This is a genomic window from Methanosarcina sp. DH2 (assembly GCF_020804225.1).
In the GTDB taxonomy this organism is placed as follows: domain Archaea; phylum Halobacteriota; class Methanosarcinia; order Methanosarcinales; family Methanosarcinaceae; genus Methanosarcina.
In genome coordinates, this window is sequence record NZ_WJBI01000005.1 from 190,805 (window position 1) to 206,228 (window position 15,424).

General features: G+C 40.2%; 15 protein-coding genes and 1 pseudogene. 9 read left to right on the forward strand and 7 right to left on the reverse strand.

Annotation, left to right across the window (positions count from 1 at the left end):
- Positions 1–8 precede the first annotated feature (8 nt).
- Together FXV91_RS09680 and FXV91_RS09685 are read left to right on the forward strand one after the other, a co-directional pair.
- Positions 9–1,160 (forward strand): DUF2157 domain-containing protein, encoded by a 1,152-nt coding sequence (locus tag FXV91_RS09680; protein WP_229390380.1) that lies wholly within the window; start codon positions 9–11, stop codon positions 1,158–1,160.
- A gap of 67 nt (positions 1,161–1,227) precedes the next feature.
- The gene (locus tag FXV91_RS09685; protein WP_229390381.1) at positions 1,228–1,803 is read left to right on the forward strand and encodes a GDYXXLXY domain-containing protein; all 576 of its coding nucleotides are present in this window, start codon (positions 1,228–1,230) and stop codon (positions 1,801–1,803) included.
- A 530-nt stretch (positions 1,804–2,333) separates the two neighbouring features.
- Here FXV91_RS09685 and FXV91_RS09690 read toward each other — a convergent pair.
- Together FXV91_RS09690 and FXV91_RS09695 are read right to left on the reverse strand one after the other, a co-directional pair.
- Positions 2,334–2,639: pseudogene (locus FXV91_RS09690) on the reverse strand (zinc ribbon domain-containing protein); the annotation flags it as partial.
- A gap of 277 nt (positions 2,640–2,916) precedes the next feature.
- Positions 2,917–4,053 (reverse strand): aldo/keto reductase, encoded by a 1,137-nt coding sequence (locus tag FXV91_RS09695; RefSeq protein WP_229390382.1) that lies wholly within the window; start codon positions 4,051–4,053, stop codon positions 2,917–2,919.
- A 306-nt stretch (positions 4,054–4,359) separates the two neighbouring features.
- Here FXV91_RS09695 and FXV91_RS09700 point away from each other — a divergent pair, with 306 nt between their 5' ends.
- The 5 genes from FXV91_RS09700 (at position 4,360) to FXV91_RS09720 (ending at position 8,405) form a co-directional block, all read left to right on the forward strand.
- A complete protein-coding gene (locus FXV91_RS09700; RefSeq protein ID WP_229390383.1) occupies positions 4,360–4,719 on the forward strand; it encodes a carboxymuconolactone decarboxylase family protein in 360 nt (119 codons plus the stop codon).
- A gap of 225 nt (positions 4,720–4,944) precedes the next feature.
- Positions 4,945–5,499, forward strand: coding sequence for a DUF6141 family protein (locus FXV91_RS09705; protein WP_229390384.1), 555 nt, complete (start codon positions 4,945–4,947; stop codon positions 5,497–5,499).
- Positions 5,500–5,990: 491 nt separating this feature from the next.
- Complete coding sequence (locus FXV91_RS09710) at positions 5,991–6,536, forward strand: DUF6141 family protein (protein WP_229390385.1); 546 nt, start codon at positions 5,991–5,993, stop codon at positions 6,534–6,536.
- Between the two features lie 410 nt (positions 6,537–6,946).
- On the forward strand, positions 6,947–7,579 hold the full coding sequence (locus FXV91_RS09715) for a hypothetical protein (protein WP_229390386.1): 633 nt from the start codon (positions 6,947–6,949) through the stop codon (positions 7,577–7,579).
- Positions 7,580–7,754: 175 nt separating this feature from the next.
- Complete coding sequence (locus FXV91_RS09720) at positions 7,755–8,405, forward strand: hypothetical protein (RefSeq protein WP_229390387.1); 651 nt, start codon at positions 7,755–7,757, stop codon at positions 8,403–8,405.
- A 30-nt stretch (positions 8,406–8,435) separates the two neighbouring features.
- On the opposite strand, the gene FXV91_RS09725 is transcribed toward FXV91_RS09720, so the two are convergent.
- From FXV91_RS09725 to FXV91_RS09735, 3 genes are all read right to left on the reverse strand, one after another.
- Positions 8,436–9,467 carry a class I SAM-dependent methyltransferase family protein gene (locus FXV91_RS09725; protein WP_229390388.1) on the reverse strand — a complete coding sequence of 344 codons (1,032 nt, stop codon included), beginning with the start codon at positions 9,465–9,467 and terminating at the stop codon, positions 8,436–8,438.
- A gap of 76 nt (positions 9,468–9,543) precedes the next feature.
- Positions 9,544–10,497: a mechanosensitive ion channel domain-containing protein gene (locus FXV91_RS09730; protein ID WP_229390389.1), complete on the reverse strand. Its 954-nt coding sequence runs from the start codon at positions 10,495–10,497 to the stop codon at positions 9,544–9,546.
- Between the two features lie 124 nt (positions 10,498–10,621).
- Positions 10,622–11,638 (reverse strand): cache domain-containing protein, encoded by a 1,017-nt coding sequence (locus FXV91_RS09735; protein ID WP_229390390.1) that lies wholly within the window; start codon positions 11,636–11,638, stop codon positions 10,622–10,624.
- 379 nt (positions 11,639–12,017) lie between these two features.
- Between FXV91_RS09735 and FXV91_RS09740 the strand changes: the two genes are divergently transcribed.
- Complete coding sequence (locus FXV91_RS09740) at positions 12,018–12,794, forward strand: exodeoxyribonuclease III (RefSeq protein WP_229390391.1); 777 nt, start codon at positions 12,018–12,020, stop codon at positions 12,792–12,794.
- Positions 12,795–13,042: 248 nt separating this feature from the next.
- Here the strand turns inward: FXV91_RS09740 and FXV91_RS09745 are convergent, their stop codons facing one another.
- Positions 13,043–13,285, reverse strand: a complete 243-nt coding sequence (locus tag FXV91_RS09745; protein ID WP_229390392.1) for a hypothetical protein — start codon at positions 13,283–13,285, stop codon at positions 13,043–13,045.
- 1,228 nt (positions 13,286–14,513) lie between these two features.
- On the opposite strand from FXV91_RS09745, the gene FXV91_RS09750 reads away from it, so the two are divergent.
- The gene (locus FXV91_RS09750) at positions 14,514–14,672 is read left to right on the forward strand and encodes a hypothetical protein (RefSeq protein ID WP_229390393.1); all 159 of its coding nucleotides are present in this window, start codon (positions 14,514–14,516) and stop codon (positions 14,670–14,672) included.
- A 376-nt stretch (positions 14,673–15,048) separates the two neighbouring features.
- Here the strand turns inward: FXV91_RS09750 and FXV91_RS09755 are convergent, their stop codons facing one another.
- Positions 15,049–15,201, reverse strand: coding sequence for a DUF3796 domain-containing protein (locus tag FXV91_RS09755; protein ID WP_229390394.1), 153 nt, complete (start codon positions 15,199–15,201; stop codon positions 15,049–15,051).
- Positions 15,202–15,424 lie beyond the last annotated feature (223 nt).

Consider the following 15,424-nt stretch of genomic DNA (forward strand, 5'->3'; position numbering starts at 1 on the left):
GTTAGAATATGTTCGATAAGGACCTGATCCGGAAATGGCTGGATGAAGGCACAATTAATCATACACAGGCAGATAAGATGCAGACAGACCTTGTCGAGTACAAACAGGAGCATAGGTCAAAAAAACAAATCATTGCCTTTTCGACTATCGGGGCGATTTTAATCGGGATTGGAGCTATTCTGTTTGTGGCGTCCAACTGGGAGAGAATCGGTAATAATATTAAAGTTTTTCTGCTTATTGGAAGCACGGTGGGAATACATTACACGGGTTATCGTTTAAAATATGAGACCCAGAAATACCCCAGATTGGGTTCTGCCCTTGTTTTACTCTCAGCCTTTCTCTTTGGAGCCAGTTTCTTTTTAATTGCCCAGATTTATAATGTCAACGCCAATAACAGCACCCTCGTCCTGATCTGGATTATTGGAGTTTTTCCTCTCGTCTATGGCTACCGGTCTGCGTCAATTGCCGGGCTCTGTTCTCTGCTCTTTTATCTCTGGATTGGCCTTCTTTACATGGAAAGGACCGACCTGAGTGAGCTGGTTACCATATGGGACCTCTGCCTTATATCAGGCATTGCTGTCTATTTTACTGGCACTCTTCACGGGCTGGCAGAAAGGGTAAAATATGCCGAAAAGTCGTTTAAGTTTATAGGGTTGCAGGCTGTACTCCTTGCCTTATTTATACGTACCTTCGAACTTGGAGGATATGAAGTTGAAAAAATAATTCCTGTAATTTACGCTATCTCAGGAATACTTTTCCTGGCAGTCCTGCTCCGAAAACCTCTTCGTACAGGTCTTGGAAGCTTTCAGGCAGACATGAGCATATCCATACTTGCGCTATTGATGGCAGGAGTTACTCTTACAACAATATACATTCCTGGATCGGAAAAAACTTACATGATTTTCTTTAATATTATCTTCCTTGGACTTTTAACCCTGCTCCTCTATGCCGGGTACAGTACTGAAGATCTGGGGATCATCAATACCACAATGTTCTGGTTTGTTCTCCTGATTTTTGCGAGATATTTTGATTTCTTCTGGAAACTGCTTCCGAGATCACTCTTTTTCATGCTGGGAGGGCTTGTCCTGCTGGTCATAAGTGTGTTATTGGAAAGAAAAAGAAGGGAATTTAAAGCCCGGTTTTCCGGAGGGGAACAATGAAAAGCGGCCGTTTGAGATTTAAGGGATGTGAAACCAGAGCTCATTCAGGAGCAGGGAGGGTTCAGGGATGACTCAAAAGAAGATTTTCTACCTTACTATAGTTTTCTGGCTCCTGATTTTTTCAGGCTTTATTGCCTACAAGGAATACACCCTTATGACCGGAACAGAAGTTATACTTAAGACCGAGCCAGTAGACCCAAGAGACCTTTTCAGGGGAGACTACGTGACCCTTAATTACGAGATCAGCGCTCTGGACCTGGAAGAGATTCAGGCTGCAGATCCTTATTTTGAATATAACGACCGGATATATCTGGCACTTGAACTGGAAGACGGATACGGGGTGCCTAAAAAAGTCTACAGGACTTCTCCAGACAATGAACTTTACATCAAAGGCACGGTAAAGGAAGTCATCTACGATTGGGAAACCGACGAAGACGGTATTACAACAGAAGGTCCTTACTCTAAAGAACTCAGAGTTAAGTACGGTATCGAGAGCTATTTTGTTCCCGAAGGCAGAGGAATAGAGATAGAAAGTCAACAGTGGGCAGGGAGAGCAGGGGTCGATGTAAAGGTTGTTGTTGACAAATATGGAAATGCTGTGATTAAGAGTTTATTGGTTGAGGGAAAAGAGATTGAGATTTAAGCTTGTTGCAAAAACAGAGGTCGTCCACATTTCATGGTTGAATCCCCAGTTACGCTTCCCGAATCGCTATTCGGGAGTCTACTGTCCTTTTTGCTTCACTTCCTGAATTGCGTCTCGGGATCACAGAAAATTATAGATTTTCTGGGAATTACACTGTAAGTTTATTAGCTCTCTGTCCTTCCCGAGTTTCGCGTCGGGATCACAGGAAATCAGAGATTTCCTGGGAGTTGCACTGCAAGTGCAACAGCACGAGGTCCTTTTGTTTTTCAATTATTCGTCGGTCTCTCCTAAAGATATTAAGATATACCGGTGGCTAGTCCTTTAATTTTAATTATATTGTAGAACTTCTCAGAATCAATCTTAATGGCATCTTTCATCGTTCGTGCCCAGAGCGTCAGGGAGGCCAGAGCAGTTTAAGAAAGTGAACTACTCCTCCCTTTCGCTTACGCTCCGAGGAAGGAGCTTCTTATTTCATTCCCTGAACCACTTTTCATGAGTCCACAGGCTCAACCCTGCGTTCCACAGGTGAATTATATCGTAATTAAGTTTTGATCTATGAGTGCAAATTTCTTGATGTTAATTGCGGAGTTTGCATCCCTATCGTGAAATGTGTTACATTCAGGACAAAACCATTCTCTGACTTTGAGAGTCAAATCCCTATTGTAATATCCGCAATTGTTACATACTTTACTTGATGGTTGGAATCTACCTATCCTTAATATGGTTTTTCCACTCCATTCAGCCTTATACTGTAATTTTGTTACAAAGCTACTCCATGATGCATCACTAATTGATTGTACTATATGATGATTCTTAATCATACCATCAACGGAAACAATTTATGTTGATAGAAGTTTCACTGAAAAAAAGAAGGTTTTGCTTTTACTTACTTAATAGGGGCAGTAGAAGGTTTTGCTTTTACTTATTTGATAGGGGCAGTTATTGGATGTAACTATCGGCTTTATAGAAAACTGATTTAAATTAGCTTCAAGAGACCGAAGATAAATATGTAAAAGCATATCAGACCATCCGGTTCAAATTTATGGAGATTTTTTATTCTAGAGGATTTCTACAGAGCCAACAATCATATTTTATAAATTCACGACGCAAAATTCACTCCTTCATGAACTCCTTAACTTCCTTTAACATTTCCCTGATCTTAATATTCTGTGGGCATACCTCCTCACATTCCCCGCACTTAACACATTTCCCGGCCTTTTCCTCAGGTGATAGAAGAACTCCATACTGGAATCTGGCATTTTCCACATCATCAAGCATTAAAATGTCATTCAAGTAACTTAAGTTCCGCGGGATATTTACACCCTCCGGACAGGGCATACAGTACCTGCAGCCTGTGCAGTTGACCTTTGTCCGGGCCCTGTAGATTTCCTTAACTTCTGCTATCAGGCTTTTTTCTTCGGCTAAAAGAGAGTTGGGGTGCCCTTCTTCTGCAATTTCCAGGTTTTCTTTCAGGTGCTCCGGTTTCGACATCCCACTCAGGACAATACTGATTTCGGGATAGTCCCAGAGGTAACGAAAAGCCCATTCTGCCGGGGTTCTTTTGATTTTGGCACGGTCCCAGACCTTCCGGGCTTCTTCCGGGACTTTTGAGGCCAGGTTCCCACCCCTCAAAGGTTCCATGATGACCACTGCAAGGCCCTTTTCAGCCGCGTATTTCAGGCCCTCAACTCCTGCCTGGAACTCTTCATCCAGAAAATTGAACTGAATCTGGCAGAGTGACCAGGGATAGGCGTCCACGACTTCCTTGAAAACGTCCAGCTCGTCGTGGAAGGAAAAACCGGTGTATTTGATTTTCCCGGTTGCAAGGGCCGAGTCCAGGAATTCCATTATTCCGAGTTTCTTCAGTTTCTTCCAGTAGCTCTTCTTTACAGCATGCAGGAGATAGAAGTCGATATAGTTCGTCTGGAGTTTTTCAAGCTGCTCGTCCAGAAAACGATCCATGTCCTCTCTGGTTTTCACACGCTTGCAGGAAAGTTTGGTCGCCAGGTGGACTTTTTCCCGGTATCCATTTTTGAGAGCTTTTCCCAGGAATACTTCATTCATTCCGCCGTGATAGGAGTATGCCGAATCAATGTAATTTACTCCGTGATCAATGGCATAACGGAGAAGTTCAATTGCCTTTTTTTCGTCTATCTTATCGGGCACCCCACCGAGAACCGGAAGCCTCATGCAGCCGTAGCCTAGAATAGAGGCTTTCTCACCCGTGTTTCCTAATTTGCGATATAGCATTTTTTGCCTCAGTAATTGGATCTATCCGGCAATATAGAGCTAATATATCTAAAACCTTTACCGCCCGAGTTTCGCTTCGGGAGCCCGAGGTCCTTTTCGCTCCACTCCGTTTCGCTCAAGAGGACTAATATATATTAATATCTGCTATCTGAGCTCAAGAGGAAGAATTAGAGAAACTTTTAAGAGCTACGGTTAAGAGTTACTGTTAAGATTTACTGTTAAGATTTACGATTAAGAGCTACCGTTAGTAAATACTGTTAAGGAATACTGTTATATCCAATCCTTCCCTATGACATATCGATAATTATGGGGAAGAATATCCAAGAAATCAAAGAAGTTAAGGGCTTTTTGCCCAGGTCTATTGTTTACGCTGAGCGAATAAATGAGGATTTTGGCGAAGGGCTTGCAGGCTTCTATAAAGCTATCTGGGCTGAGAGGGAAGGCGGACTTTCCATGAAGCAGAAGCACCTGATGGTCTTTGCTATCGCCTGTTCCAACAACAACGTGGAAAGTGCGGTCAAGATCCTGGAAAGGCTTCATAAATTCGGAGCTACAAGAGCCGAAATTTCGGACGCTATGATGATGGCTGCCTGGACCGGCGGGATTCAGAATTTCACGGATTTCAGTGCAGCTGTACTGAAGGAAATGGAGAGGCTTGGCTTTTAAAAAGTCGAATCTCTCATTTTTTTGAGTGTTTCTTTTGAAAATTCGTTTTTTTGTTATTACCGCTTATTTTTTTAGTTCTCTTTCCCCGGATCATATTTATATCTATATCATCTCTTTCATTCTCTGAATAACTTTCAAATAAATTTTAATGCTGTGTGCAAAAAATCCTTCCAATTTATATAAAATGATAGTTAAATATTGATAAATATTCGGAGACCGGAAAAAATGTACTGTGCAACTGAAGGAATGAGCAAGATACGCAGCCAGGTTCTCTTTAGAGAAGTCCAGAAGATGGACCAGATGTGGGTCAGGCTCGTCGTCGGGGTTCCGGTACTTTTTTCCTGGTATGGCGCCTACCAGCAGCTCTTTCTCAGGAAACCCTTCGGGAACAATCCTGTTCCTGACTGGATGATATTTGTTTTACTGCTGGCTTTTGGGGTTCTTTTCCCTCTTTTTTTCTATTCCCTTAAAATGATCACCGAAGTCCGGAAAGATGGCCTATACGTCCGCTTTTACCCTTATCATCTTTCTTTCAGACCCTTTCCTTTAAAGGGTATCAGGAGTTATGAAGTCATGACCTATAGCCCAATCAGGGATTACGGAGGTTGGGGCATACGCTACGGGCTAAAAGGGACTGCGTACAATGCAAAGGGCAATAGAGGCGTGCTTTTCGAATTTGCGGAAGGGAGCAGAGTAAAAAAACTGATGGTTGGCTCACAGGTCCCGGAAAAACTTGCTGAAGCTGTCAGCAAAGCAATAAAAATACAAACTTCAGGATGATACGGCAATTTAAATGGCTGCCTTTATTAAGATATTCTCTAATTCAATAAACCCTGTAACTCCAAAATTCACTTAATTTTTCCTGTTTATTAATTTTTCTATAATGTTCTGTAATTAAGTTTCTTTTTGCAGATTTTCTTCAAAAAATTTATTACTATAGCTATGTTCTGCTCATTACCTGGACTTTTAAATTAAACGTGATATAGAATTCCTACTTTTTTTCGGAAGGTTTATTTACTCAGTTTTAATAGAGAAAACTAGAAGGATTTTCAATTATGAAGGATTTTCAATTATAGACCTTTCCAGTCAAAAACGTTTTCAAGAGCAGGGCACTTACTTATTTAACCACTTTCTTTGAAAGGAATGTCTTTAAATTAAGCTAAGATATATATTAACTGTAAGATATGTATTCACTGCAAAGTTGCTAAAATATGTTTAAGTTGCCGGTTTCGTATAAAAGGGCACTTGCCTGATATAGTAGTGTAAATAATGTGTTGATAGGGCATGTGTCTGGTCAGGTCATAGTACAAGGAGGGGCTGCCACGGAACATACGGAAACAGGTTTAATCTTTCGAGAAGTACAGGATCTGCACAATAATATTTTTCTGGTTTCTGTCCTTTATCCTGCTCTTCTGCTATGGTATATTGAGGTCTACAGCCTGGTCTTTGGAAAACCTGCCGGGATTCAGAATGTCCCTGACCTCTACCTGTTAGCTCTCTGGTTTGTCTTCGGGGTATTTTTTCCTCTTCTGTTCTACTGTACAAAACATATCACAGAGGTCAGAAAGGACGGAATTTATATCCGTTTAATACCTCTGAACCCCTCATTTAAGAAAATCCCTATTTACGTGGTTGAAGAGTGCAGGATTCAGGCATATGACCCTTTTACCGGAAAGGATTGCAACGATACGACCCTTTCAAAAAGAGCAAATTTCGTTGTAACCCTGAAACTCATCACCGGAAAAAGAGTGGTAATCAGCTCTAAGAACCCAAAAGAACTTCACCAGGCTATTATGTCTGCTGTGGCTAGCTTTTGATCAAAGACTAAAGAACTGCGGGATTAAAGGAAATAAGAAAAGAAATCGATTTTTAGAAAGCTGTTCACTCCTGCTTCCGGAAATCCTGGACAAAACAGAATTATAACGTACCTGAAAAATACCCCTCTTCAAACTTTTTCGTTTCTTTTGGCACGCTTTTTTATGTATGTCTTATTCCCTTTTTTTGAAGGTTATTTTTCCTTTTTTTGAAGGTTATTTTCCTTTTTTTGAAGGACCGCCAGACAATCTGGTGGAAGCACTCTGTAATATTGGATTTAAAAACGATTTTTTCGGATTATCTTATAGTTTATATCCTGCCGATCCAATATTAAATATTGATTTCGGGCAGATAAAGAACGGGAAGCCTGACAGGAGGAAGAAGTATTAGAGCAGGTACCGGAGCAGGTGAGATGAAAAAGTTCTCAGGTGAAGGGACGGAAGCTCTTTACAGGGAGCATGCAGGAAAACCTGTTATTGAACTCGAACTTAAAAGCTTGTTGCAGCTTTTTGATTCTTTTGATCCCGCTCCGTTTAGAGAAAAAGACCTTGATCCGGACGCAGAAGAATATATTTACAATGCCGTAGATGAATTTCCCCTGAAAAAGCCCCTTGAAATAATGATACATCTTCCATCTGCCGAAGTCAGCGCCGAAATCGAAACTGACCTTAAAGAAGCTATAAAGAACCATTTTTCTTACAAAAAGCTCCTTACCGAAATAGAACTGAAAAGGCTTCTTTATCAGGGGAGAAGAAACCTTATAATAGCCCTTACCTTCCTTTTCGTCTGCCTGCTCGTGATCCGGCTGCTTTCGGCTTTTGAAGAAAGCCTTGTAAACACCCTGTTCTCTGAGGGGCTCCTTATCATTGGCTGGGTTGCTATGTGGGAGCCGGTACATATTTTCCTCTACGGCTGGTGGCCGATTGTTCACAGGCGTAACATTTACGAAAAAATTGTACATATGGATGTCTATATAAGGACAGCGCCTCCAGCAGAGGAGAGAGCTTCAGGGTATTCTTTTACGCTAAAAAAGAGTTCTGAATAACTTAATTTCTGAAACTCACAAGTAAATCCTTATATACAACATAATAATAGTTTAGAGAATGTTTACATTAATTTAAAAGTGTTACGTAAAAATAATCCATAAAAAATATTCTGTAAAAGAATATTCCACAAAAAAATGTTCTGTAAATAAATATTATGTAAAAGGTAGATAAAAAATGGTCAGAAGGGTGGATATCTCCCCGAAAGGGACAGAAGCCCTCTACAGGGAGCGTGAAGGAAAGCTCTTAATTGAACTTGAACTTCACAGTATGATGCAGATCTTTAATTCATTTGATCCTGCTCCTTTTCACGAAAAAGAGCTTGATGAAGAAGCAGAAGTGTATATTTATAACATAGTTGGGGAATTCTCTCTAAAAAAACCTCTTGAAATTGTCGTATATGTTCCACCGTCCGAATTTTCTCAAGAAACGGAGAGCACCCTTAAAGAAGCAATCAGGAACCATTTCCTTTACAAGAAAGTTCTTACCGAGGTAGACCTGAAAAGGCTCCTGCAGCGGGGAAGGAGAAACATGACCATTGCCGTTATTTTCCTTTTTCTCTGCCTGCTTATGATCAGGCTTGTATCAACCTTTGAAAGTGGGCTGTTAAAGACCATGCTTTCTGAAGGCCTGACTATAATTGGCTGGGTTGCTATGTGGGAGCCTATTTATGTTTTTCTTTATGGGTGGTGGCCTATTGTGCAAAAAAGAAATGTTTATAGAAAGATTCTTGATATGGATGTAAGTGTATTATCATACTCACAAGGAGTAAAAAAGGCAGATAACCGTTTATTCCCTGATAGTCATTTATCCCCGGACAAAAGCTGACTGCAGACTAAAAAACCCTGGTTAAGGCCTTTATTCAAAGATCTGCGCGTCCACGACCACATGCAGGACGCCCGGAGAATACTTCTTTATCCTTCGGGTTGCCAGTATCTCCGCTTTCTTTCCCAGGGGTTCGGCAGCTTTTTTGATCCTTTCTTCAGGCCTGGTCCTGGCAAGGTTTTCGGGCACTGTTTCATGGTAATGCAGGACCCCTCCGCTTTTTTTCAAAGCTTTTATAGCCGGCTCCAGATAATGGTGTGTTGTCCCCACATAACCCATAATTACCCTGTCCGCCACCCCTTCGGGAGCAAACTGAGAACAGTCTCCCGGAACCGGGGTGATAATGTCCTCCACATGGTTCAGCCTGATATTTTCCTTCAGATAGGCAAAGGATTCAGGGTTTATTTCAATGCTTGTAATCTCTTTTGGCCTGGCGTGGACAGCCATAGGAATTGAAAAATAACCTATTCCTGCAAACATATCCACAACAGTTTCCCCTTCTCCAAGCCTGCTCATCCTTTTTCTCTCTTCCAGGTTGCCTTTGGAGTACATCACTTTTGTTACATCCTGCTTGAAAAAACAACCATGCTCTTTATGGACGGTTTCGGTCCCGTTTCCAAGAAGAAGTTCCCTTTTTGGCTGGCGGAACTGCCCTTCAATTCCGAAGTCTCGGACAACGCTCCTGCACTTTGGGTATATGGAAAGCAGAGCTTCTGCTATCCTGATTTTCTCACTTTCGAGCGCATCCGGGATGCTGATTATTATTATATCTCCAAGGACCTGCCAGCCTGAAGGGACATGGGAAAGTTCGGCTGCGGAGAGGGAGCCTTTCAGGTGTCCTTTGAGGGAGGCTGGGATTTCCAGGAATTCTGGATCTTTCTGTTCAATTACAGGAAAATCTTCCACTTTTTTTCCTGCAGTCTCAGTTACAGGAATTTCTAGAAAAGTACCTTCTTCGGCCTTAATCCTCTGGATTTTTCTTGCGGTATCCAAAAATTTCCCGGCAATTGCTTTTTCCCTTATTTCTTCTCCTTTTTCAGGCGGAATCCGGATTGCTCTATACATTGGAGTTGAAGGATAGCATGCATGAGATTAATGTTTTGTGTTTCAGGTCTTTTTCTGGAAACCGAAAAGTTAATTTTTACTCTTCTATACCAGATGATTTCGCTGCGCCAATGTTGGTTAAAGTCCCGACAACGATATCCTCTTCTTTTTCCAAACCTTCCAGAATTTCTGAAGCAAGAAGGTTGTTGACTTCTCTTCTTTTTAGGGGGTCAACCACGTACCTCAGCCTTAGTTCTATCCAGTTCTCTCCTATTGATGTGTAGGTGTTGGTTTGCACATCATAAGTAGCTAGAAAATATTTCTCTTCCATATTCAGTAGTTCTTCTTTTGCGGTAGATTCAAATTCCTTTACTATGGGGTCTGCAATTTTGAGTATAATTTCCTGAGCTTTCTTCCAGTTGCTTCCATAGATGAGCATAATCCGAATTTCGTCCCAGATGAAAGAGAAGTCTCGTGTATAATTTTTGATCGGCTGGTTAAGGACAAAGCTGTTCGGGAGCTGAATTATCCTGCCTGTGTACTGATCCGAATTTTCCCACTCCCGAATTTCCATAAGCTTGGTACTGAAGTTCCCTATATCCAGCACATCGCCTATATTATCTCCTACCTGAATTCTATCTCCGGCTTTAAAGGGATTTGATGTGATTATGAGAATTCCCCCGGCTATGCTTCGCAAGAGGTCTTGAAGTGCGATTGCAATGCCTGCACTCAAAATCCCATAGGCAATAATCAGTGTGCTGGTTCTTTCAATCCAGATTGCAATAAATGAGGCAAAAGCAAGAACTGTGACAAGAATAGATACGGTTTTCCGCAGAGCATATCTATCCCTGGCAGTTGTCACTCTTTTCAGGATAAAGTCACCTGCAAGAGAGTTTATAATGTAGGCAAGAAGGATCACAATTAGTGAAGCCAGAAGAGAATCCAGAAGAGCATTATTCTCATCAAAAAAATCAGTTAAGTACCGCATGTATGCGGTAAAAAGAATCAAAGCCAGAAAGATAAAAGTATTCAGGCTCTGGATAACCCTCATGTATTATTCTATTAGGGGTTTTTATATATCAAGGTGGCCAGAGCCTTCTGATACTTAATTTAGCCAGAGTTAAGGTTTATTTCCAGGGATTTTTTATTCAGATAATTCAGACAATTTTTATTTTTTATTCAAATATTTTAGTGTTTTCTTCTGACCAACCAGGCTGGTTTATGGCCAGGAATTTGAGAGTAATATTTCCGGTATTGTATGCAGTCTGAATAGCTCCTGCAGGGATGTATATTAGCTGATCCTGGCGCAGTTCTACCGGGATTCCATCAATATAGAGGATACCTTCTCCTTCAAGGATATAGTGAACTTCCGGATTTTTCATCATATGGGGAGCGATACTTTCTCCAGGTTCGATAACCGAATGAGCTATGCTGTAGTTCAGGTCAAGGTTTCTATCAATGTTTCCGGGGTTCAGCAGTTCCGCAACATGAATATTTCCAGGCTCTTCAAGATATGTGCATTCGGTCAGGTTCTTGCAGAAGATGTAGTCATCTGCATAGAAACTTGAACCTATTATGTAAGCCCGCCCCTCAAAAGTAGCCTTTTTAACGAAGGTAAACCTGTGGGCAGGTTCGGAACTTTCCGACTCCTTCCAGCTGTAATCTATCCAGCCTTCACCACTTCCACTCCGGGCTGCCTCAATGAAGAGATTTCCTATGGGCTTTCCTTTGGCGTCCAGAAGCCCACTCATGTTTTCTCCTTCACTTTCTATATCAGGAGGGCAGACTACCTGAGTCCCATTCATTGCCCAGACAAAAATATAGAAATTATCGCTGTACCACGGGGATTTTGCCTCTCTGAATGAGGGAAAGAGCTTCTCTCCCTGTGACTCAACAAGTCTGGCTGTAGCCCTCACTTTATATTCAATGTTTCTCCTTTCTGTCGCCATATTACTCTCCCCTTTTGCAAGGATAAGAGAGTCCGGAGGCGCAGGGCCCAGGGAAGTCTGTTCTATGGTTGTATTTTCTCCTGCAGCCAGGGCTTCTCCTGTCACTCCCGAGGGAGAGTCACTCAGGTTTTTATTTTCAAGTTCTTCTGCAATTGTTGCCGTTTCGTCCTGAGTTCCACAGGTAAGAATGCCCATGAAAAGTGCAACTGCAAGCATTCCGCATATAATCTTTATTAAATCCATATGACTTCCTTACTTTTTTGACTTAACCTTCAATGCTTCTTAAGTTGTCTTCAGAACTTCAGAATCTGCTTGAATATATAGTTATAATAATTATCAGAAGTATTATTTTATTTTTTTCACTCAGTCTATGCAGGAAGCTGTTTAAAGAAGCTTTCGTTTACTGAAATTCCGGATAATTTCATAGTAAATCAGATTATTCTATGTATTGTATGGCAATATGACTCAGAAATTAATGACTTCTTTATGGTTCTGTGACCTTATGTTCAATCCTGAATAACTTTATATCGATTTGAGCTGAAAAATCCAGAAAATATAAAAAGAGCAGAGAAGTAATGTAAGAGGTAATAACGCAAAAAAGTAGTAACGTAAAGAGGTAAAAATGCCGGAACATTATAACCTTATTTCCTGGAACGTAAATGGTCTCCGGGCTGCTGTCAAAAAGGGCTTTCTGGACCTTTTAATCGGGTATGAGTTTGACGTTGTTTGCGTGCAGGAGACCAAGGCTTCTCAGGATAAGCTTCCGCGTGAAGTCAAGAATATTCCAGGTTACTATAATTATTTTGTTTCCGCAGAGCAGAACGGTTACAGCGGAGTCGGAACTTTTTCAAAGAAAAAACCTCTGAACACCGAAAAAGGCATGGGGATCGAGACTTTTGACAGGGAAGGCCGCTTTTTAAGGACCGATTATGAAGATTTCATCTTAATGAATATATATTTCCCGAACGGCAAAGCCTCCCATGAGCGCCTGGGATACAAAATGGCTTTTTATGACACCTTTTTAGATTACGCAAATGCCCTCAAAGCCGAAGGCAAAAAGCTCGTCATCTGTGGGGACGTGAACACTGCCCATAAAGAGATCGACCTTGCCCGCCCAAAGCAAAACGAAATGATATCCGGTTTTCTTCCAGAAGAGCGTGTATGGATGGATAGATTCCTGGCTGCCGGGTATCTTGATACCTTCCGCATGTTCAACCCTGAAGGCGGAAATTATTCATGGTGGTCAATGAGGACCGGTGCGCGTAAAAAGAATGTTGGCTGGCGGCTTGACTATTTCTTTGTCAGTGAAAACCTCAGGGGAAATGTAAAGGCTGCCCTTATTTATCCTGAAATCACAGGTTCGGACCACTGTCCGGTAGGGCTGGAGCTTGAATTTTAAGTTTGGCTTTATTTCCAAAGTTTTATTACCCTTTCTTTTTCATATATTATTTCTAAGAATCTTCATATGTTGTTGTCTTAGCTTGTCTGCAAGTGGAAATACACTGTAGGAGGCTAAAGTTGATCTTATTGCGATTAACTGCATACTAAATTACTATAGAAATGATGAATGGGAATATTATCCTTATAACGCGTTAAAATTGGCTTTTAGATAAGTTGAAAAATGAAGATTTAACTAAATCTCCATTTTTATTTTTTCCTTCCTTTTCGTTTCTCTGTTTCTTCACTTTTTTTCTTTTCTGTTTCTTGAACATTTATCAACTTTTTCTTTTTCTCTTTGAGTATTTGTATTCCCTTATCGAAATCATTTGACAGGTCCTTTTTTTCAATCTCACTGGTTAGATTACTTAATGATTCTATTTTCCTGTTTTCAAGAAATTCTATCGCCCTGTCGAAATTATTTTCTGGTTCTTTCATTCCACTATTAACCAAGTTTTTAGCCCCCCCATAGAGTCATCTTAAAGACGAATAATTATTTCACAGCCTAACTTTGCGAACTACCTGAAACCACAAATCTCGTGGCTTTTTGGCTCATATTCAAACTATTGTTTACAAATTCTTAGGAACTACCCAAACCCCTTGAATATTGTTTTAACTAGTTTTATTTCTTTATCTTTAATTTCACAATTAGGAAAATCCGTGTTATATACAAATTAATAGCTGATTAAGGCTATTCACCGCGAAAAGAATGTTAGGAAAGTTGACGTTTATATTCCCCGGGTCTTTAGCCCAGGGTTTTGTGTTTCTTCATATAAACCATGGTATAATTCTGGTAATGAGCTTGTTTTAACTACTGCACTTCCTCATGATCGATGCTAATCTGGACAAAAAAAGTCAATAGAATACTCGACTTTTACTTATGATACTGAAGGGGCAAAAATTGAGTTTTAAAAAATCTCAATAAAAGAAAAGTAATAGACAGTGTAAGAAGAAGCCCAGAGGCGCTGCATCTACTGTATCCCCCAATACAATTTCTTCGGAATATTATGCTCCCCCAAGCACATTGATTCGAAGAAGGATTAGCGACCTCCAGGAGATTCTTTTATTTTGATGATACACCAGCTCTATTCCCCAACTCCAGCACATAGTAATAGCAGAAACTATATTAAATAAATTATATCAAAAATGGTTTTCAAGCAAAAAATTGTTTGACGTAAAAAATTTCAAGCTCATTATGCATTTTTCTTTATATTCACGGTTTTTTCAACGACATTAAAATTTTCAATATAATATAATTATTTAATTATACCAAAGTTTAAATTAAAAACTAATTTTTCATATCAATTATGATATATATCTCCATGGCATTATGATACATGCTTAGATTGAGAGAAATAGGGTTTCCTCTCAATCCAGGGTTGGATCGCAGGTAGGGATTGAGAATAGGGACTCAGATCCTACCATCTACTTCTAAACTGAACTTCTGAAAGATTACCTCTTTTTATCCTTCCTAAATTTATCCTTCCTGAATTTATCCTTCCTGAATTTACCCTTCCTGAATTTACCCTGATCTCACACTTTTGAGTTTGTGGCGCTATTTTGGTTTACATTGACTTTGGTCTTTAATCTTAATTTAACCGAAAAAAGCTGAAATAGATGTTTATTTTTATTTTTCCGGGATTAGGGAATTTATTTATATTTGAGATATTAATACTATAATATGTCTTCATTGGTTGGTGATGCTGAAGCTATTAGTCAACAAATCCCTCCGGAGACGGCTTTTGGATGCGTCCTGATCCTGGTGATTATTGGCCTGGCTCTGCTCCTCCTTTTGTTCTTCACTCTACGCCATGATATCCGGAGTAATCCGAGCATCTAATTTCCCCTACTCCGGGATCTTTCAGGCTGATTTAGCTGTGATTTTCCTGTTTCTTCAAATAGTCAAGGCTACGATTGAGTATGTCCAGCTGTCAGGTCTACCTGATACCATCGTTGAAAATTATCCCTACTGACGGTTTAAGCCTACAAGGAAGAGAACTCCCCGAGAACTGGTCCAACAGCTTCTTTGAGATTTTATTCAAACAATGACTCCTCTCCGTCCAAACCCATATTTTGTCTGTGTAACTGTCCTGTACAGTAGTTCCAGGAATGTCAGGAAGCTTCATTGTCCTGGACTTATACATTAGCCGAAATTGGCGGTGGCCAGATCTTATTCTGAAGGCGAAAACTCTGGTTTAAAAATATCTTTCTTTGAATTATTCTTCTTTGAAATACTTAAAAAAGATGAAGAAAGCAAAGAAGGCCACGTATCCTGCCAGTCCGTAATTTCCAGTTGCAATTCCAACTATTCCCTGAATTCCTAAAAAGCCAAAAAATCCTAAATAACCTAAATTTCTACGATTTTCCATAGAGTTACTAATATAAATATCTACTTAAAATTTTCTAAAATTTAATGCTTATAATTCGTTTATACACTAACTTTGTCCCTCTTGCCTGCCCCTTGAGAACCTACTTCATATGACATTTATTAAACAGCCTACCTTTTTTTCTACTATTTCTGATTCAGAACGCCACCAGTTTCCCTTTTTCTATCCTGGCAACCTTTAAAGGTAAGGTCCACTTTTTAATTTT

What these genes read in the sequence shown, in the direction of transcription:
- FXV91_RS09680 (WP_229390380.1), top strand. Translation starts at nt 9, where the DNA reads ATGTTCGATAAGGACCTGATCCGGAAATGGCTGGATGAAGGCACAATT.
- FXV91_RS09685 (WP_229390381.1), top strand. Translation starts at nt 1,228, where the DNA reads ATGACTCAAAAGAAGATTTTCTACCTTACTATAGTTTTCTGGCTCCTG.
- FXV91_RS09695 (WP_229390382.1), bottom strand. Translation starts at nt 4,053, where the DNA reads ATGCTATATCGCAAATTAGGAAACACGGGTGAGAAAGCCTCTATTCTA.
- FXV91_RS09700 (WP_229390383.1), top strand. Translation starts at nt 4,360, where the DNA reads ATGGGGAAGAATATCCAAGAAATCAAAGAAGTTAAGGGCTTTTTGCCC.
- FXV91_RS09705 (WP_229390384.1), top strand. Translation starts at nt 4,945, where the DNA reads ATGTACTGTGCAACTGAAGGAATGAGCAAGATACGCAGCCAGGTTCTC.
- FXV91_RS09715 (WP_229390386.1), top strand. Translation starts at nt 6,947, where the DNA reads ATGAAAAAGTTCTCAGGTGAAGGGACGGAAGCTCTTTACAGGGAGCAT.
- FXV91_RS09720 (WP_229390387.1), top strand. Translation starts at nt 7,755, where the DNA reads ATGGTCAGAAGGGTGGATATCTCCCCGAAAGGGACAGAAGCCCTCTAC.
- FXV91_RS09725 (WP_229390388.1), bottom strand. Translation starts at nt 9,467, where the DNA reads ATGTATAGAGCAATCCGGATTCCGCCTGAAAAAGGAGAAGAAATAAGG.
- FXV91_RS09730 (WP_229390389.1), bottom strand. Translation starts at nt 10,497, where the DNA reads ATGAGGGTTATCCAGAGCCTGAATACTTTTATCTTTCTGGCTTTGATT.
- FXV91_RS09735 (WP_229390390.1), bottom strand. Translation starts at nt 11,638, where the DNA reads ATGGATTTAATAAAGATTATATGCGGAATGCTTGCAGTTGCACTTTTC.
- FXV91_RS09740 (WP_229390391.1), top strand. Translation starts at nt 12,018, where the DNA reads ATGCCGGAACATTATAACCTTATTTCCTGGAACGTAAATGGTCTCCGG.
- FXV91_RS09750 (WP_229390393.1), top strand. Translation starts at nt 14,514, where the DNA reads ATGTCTTCATTGGTTGGTGATGCTGAAGCTATTAGTCAACAAATCCCT.
- FXV91_RS09755 (WP_229390394.1), bottom strand. Translation starts at nt 15,201, where the DNA reads ATGGAAAATCGTAGAAATTTAGGTTATTTAGGATTTTTTGGCTTTTTA.